Source organism: Trebonia sp. (assembly GCF_049794275.1).
GTDB lineage: Bacteria > Actinomycetota > Actinomycetes > Streptosporangiales > Streptosporangiaceae > Trebonia.
Genome location: NZ_JBARCR010000962.1, coordinates 1 through 3077, shown reverse-complemented (window position 1 = coordinate 3077; position 3077 = coordinate 1). Strand labels below are relative to the sequence as shown.

4 protein-coding genes are annotated in these 3077 nt (G+C 68.8%); all 4 read left to right on the top strand.

Features of this window, described 5'->3' with window-relative positions; genetic code table 11:
- The coding region (locus tag WA805_RS24640; protein ID WP_425243513.1) for a DJ-1/PfpI family protein at positions 1-664 on the top strand (664 nt) is incomplete at its 5' end.
- Positions 665-703: 39 nt separating this feature from the next.
- A complete protein-coding gene (locus WA805_RS24635; RefSeq protein WP_422276484.1) occupies positions 704-1150 on the top strand; it encodes a nuclear transport factor 2 family protein in 447 nt (148 codons plus the stop codon).
- Between the two features lie 14 nt (positions 1151-1164).
- Positions 1165-1659, top strand: coding sequence for a nuclear transport factor 2 family protein (locus WA805_RS24630; RefSeq protein WP_422290457.1), 495 nt, complete (start codon positions 1165-1167; stop codon positions 1657-1659).
- Positions 1660-1674: 15 nt separating this feature from the next.
- A partial coding sequence (locus WA805_RS24625; protein WP_425243512.1) for a toluene monooxygenase occupies positions 1675-3077 on the top strand: 1403 nt, incomplete at its 3' end.

Genomic DNA, 3077 nt, shown 5'->3' with positions numbered 1-3077 from the left:
CCGGATCGTCAGCGCAGCCGCGCGGACCGCCTGGCGGCAGGACAGGCAGTTCGCCGACGTCCTCGCCGAAGACGGCTCGCTCGGGCTGACCCGCGAGCAGATCCAGGGCGCCGTCGACGCCCAGCGGGCCGACAGCCAGCGGCTGGCCGATGAGCGGCGCGCCAGGCTGGACGCCATCCCCGGGTTCCAGCACCCGGTGGCGCTGTCGTCGCTGAGCGACGCGGACCTGGATCAGTTCGACGCGGTCTTCGTGCCCGGCGGTCACGGGCCCATGGTCGACCTGTCCGGCAACCCCGACGCCGGGCGGCTGCTGGCCGCGCTGCACCGCAAGAACGCCCCGATCGCGGCGCTCTGCCACGGCCCGGCGGCGCTGCTGTCCGCGCCGGAGCGGCCCGACGGGCTGTGGCTCTTCGACGGCTACCGGATGACGTCGTTCTCCGACGAGGAGGAAGTGCAGACCGAGGCGGGCCTGCTCGGCATGGCCTGGCTGCTCGACGTGGCGCTCATGAACGCGGGCGCGGTCTTCGACGACGGCCCCGCGGCATGGGACTCGCACGTCGTCGTCGACCGCAACCTCATCACCGGGCAGAACCCAGGGTCGACCGAGGCGATCGCCGACGCGGTCGTGAAGAAGCTGCGCGCGCCGGCCCGCCAGGCCGCGTGACAGGCAGCATCGTGACAGGCAGCGTAAGGAGTAACCGGCATGACCAGCCCAGTGCTCACAGGGACGCCCACGCAGACCGTGCAGGCCTTCCTTGACGCCTTCGCCAGGCACGACGTCGACGCCGCCATGGCCACGGTGGACCCGCGGGTTTCCGTCACCGTCCACCCGCTCGATGTGCACGCCCACGGCGCGGACTCGCTGCGCACGGTCCTCGCCGATCTGCTGCGCGGTTTCCCCGACCTGATGATCAGCGTCCGCCGGGTCATCACGACCGGCGACGTGGTCACGGCGCTGCTGCGGGCCGAGGGAACCCAGTCGGCCGGCTACGCCGGGGCCATCAACACGGAAAAGCATCTCGACATCGAGCAGGCCTGGCGGTTCGCGACCGGCGGCGGGCTGATCACCGGCGTCGCCGTCTACTGGTGCCAGGCGCAGCTGTACCGGCGGCTCGCGGTCAAGCGCTACGACGAGATCTCGATCGCCTGAACGGGGAGCGGCACATGACGCAGACCAGCACCGGGACGACCCGCACCGGGACGACCAGCACCGCCGAGTCGGCGGCCGCGGTCGTGACCGAGTTCTTCGACCGCTACCGCAGCCGCGATGTCGACGGCATGACCGACCTGTGCTCGATCAACGCTGGCTTCTCCTACGTCCCTGTCGAGATGTGGGGCAAACAGCGGGTGCTGCGTGGCGACGGCACGGTCGGCACCGTCGGCAAGCCGCTGTGGGCCGGGCTGATCGCCTCGTTCCCCGACCTGTCGAACACCGTGCACACCGTCACCAGCAACGACGAGGGCGACGTGGTCGTCCAGGCCGACATCGAGGGCACCCAGCAGGGGGCCTGGGGCCTGATCACCCCGGCAGGGAAGCACTACAGCGAACCGCACCTGTTCATCCTCCACGTGGGGCCTGACCTGCTCATCGACAGCATCACCGGCTACTGGGACGACGCCGGCATCAGCCAGCAGCTCGGCCACAACGAAGTCGACTGACCGGAGGGATCACCCATGGCACTGCTCAAGCGCGAGGAATGGCAGGGCTTCGTCCGCGACGTCGACTGGTCCTACCGTTACGTCGACGACGAGGCTGTCTACCCGGAATGGCACAGCGGCACCGGCAAAGTACCGCGGGGCGCGTGGCTGACCTGGGAGGAGAGCTACAAGGTCAGCTACCCGGAGTACGTCGCGACCCAGCGGGAGAAGGAGACGGCGGCGTACGCGGTGAAGGCCGCGCTGCAGCGCTCATCGGTCTGGGAAGGCCTGGACGAAGGCTGGAAGTCCGCGACCAAGATGCACTTCGGCGGCGTCTCCCTCAGCGAGTACGCCGCGACGCTCGCCGAGCTCAAGATGGCGCGGTTCGGGCTGGCCGGGTCGTGGCGGAACATGGCCGTCTTCGGCGCGCTCGACGAACTGCGGCACACATCGATCACCACGTTCTTCGGGCACGAGTTCATCAGCAAGGACCCGCAGTACGACTGGACGCAGAAGGCGTTCCAGACCAACGACTGGGTGGCGATCTCGCTGCGCAACATGTTCGACGCGATGATGAGCTCCGCCAACGTGGTGGACATCGCGCTGCAGCTGCCGCTGGTGTTCGAGACCGGCTTCACCAACCTGCAGTTCGTCGCGCTGGCGGCGGACGCGCTGGCCTCCGGCGACGTCAACTTCGCCAACATGATCTCCTCGATCCAGACCGACGAGGCGCGCCACTCCCAGCAGGGCGGCCCGACCCTGGAAATCCTCATGGAGCACGACCCGGTACGGGCCCAGTGGGTGGTCGACAAGACCTTCTGGGCCTCGGCGCGCGCGCTGGCCGCGCTGACCGGCACCTCGATGGACTACTACACCCCGCTGGAGCACCGCAAGCAGTCCTACCGGGAGTTCATGGAGGAATGGATCATCGACCAGTTCATCAGGACCATCGAGCAGTACGGGCTGCGCAAGCCGTGGTACTGGGACGAGTTCATGCGCGGCCTGGACATCTGGCACCACGCGCTGCACATGGGCCTGTGGTTCTGGCGGCCGACGATCTGGTGGCGGCCGATGGCGGCGGTCAGCCCTGACGAGCGGGCCTGGCTGGCCGAGAAGTACCCCAACTGGGAGAAGGTCTTCGGCGACAAGTGGGACGTGATCATCGACAACGTCAACGCCGGCAACGTGGCGGCGACCCTGCCGGAGACGCTGCCCTGGCTGTGCAGCACCTGCCACCTGCCCGTGTGCAACGCCACCCAGTCCCGCGACGGGACCTGGCGGGTCAGGGACGTCCCGCTCAGCTACGACGGCAGGACCTACCACTTCTGCACGAACGCCTGCCGGCAGATCTTCTGGAAGGACCGGGCCAGCGTCAACAACCCGACGCTCATCGACCGGTTCCTCGCCGGGCGGATCCAGCCGATGGACGTCGGCGGGAT

Coding starts and splice junctions, on each gene's coding strand:
- WA805_RS24635 (WP_422276484.1), top strand. CDS start 704: ATGACCAGCCCAGTGCTCACAGGGACGCCCACGCAGACCGTGCAGGCC.
- WA805_RS24630 (WP_422290457.1), top strand. CDS start 1,165: ATGACGCAGACCAGCACCGGGACGACCCGCACCGGGACGACCAGCACC.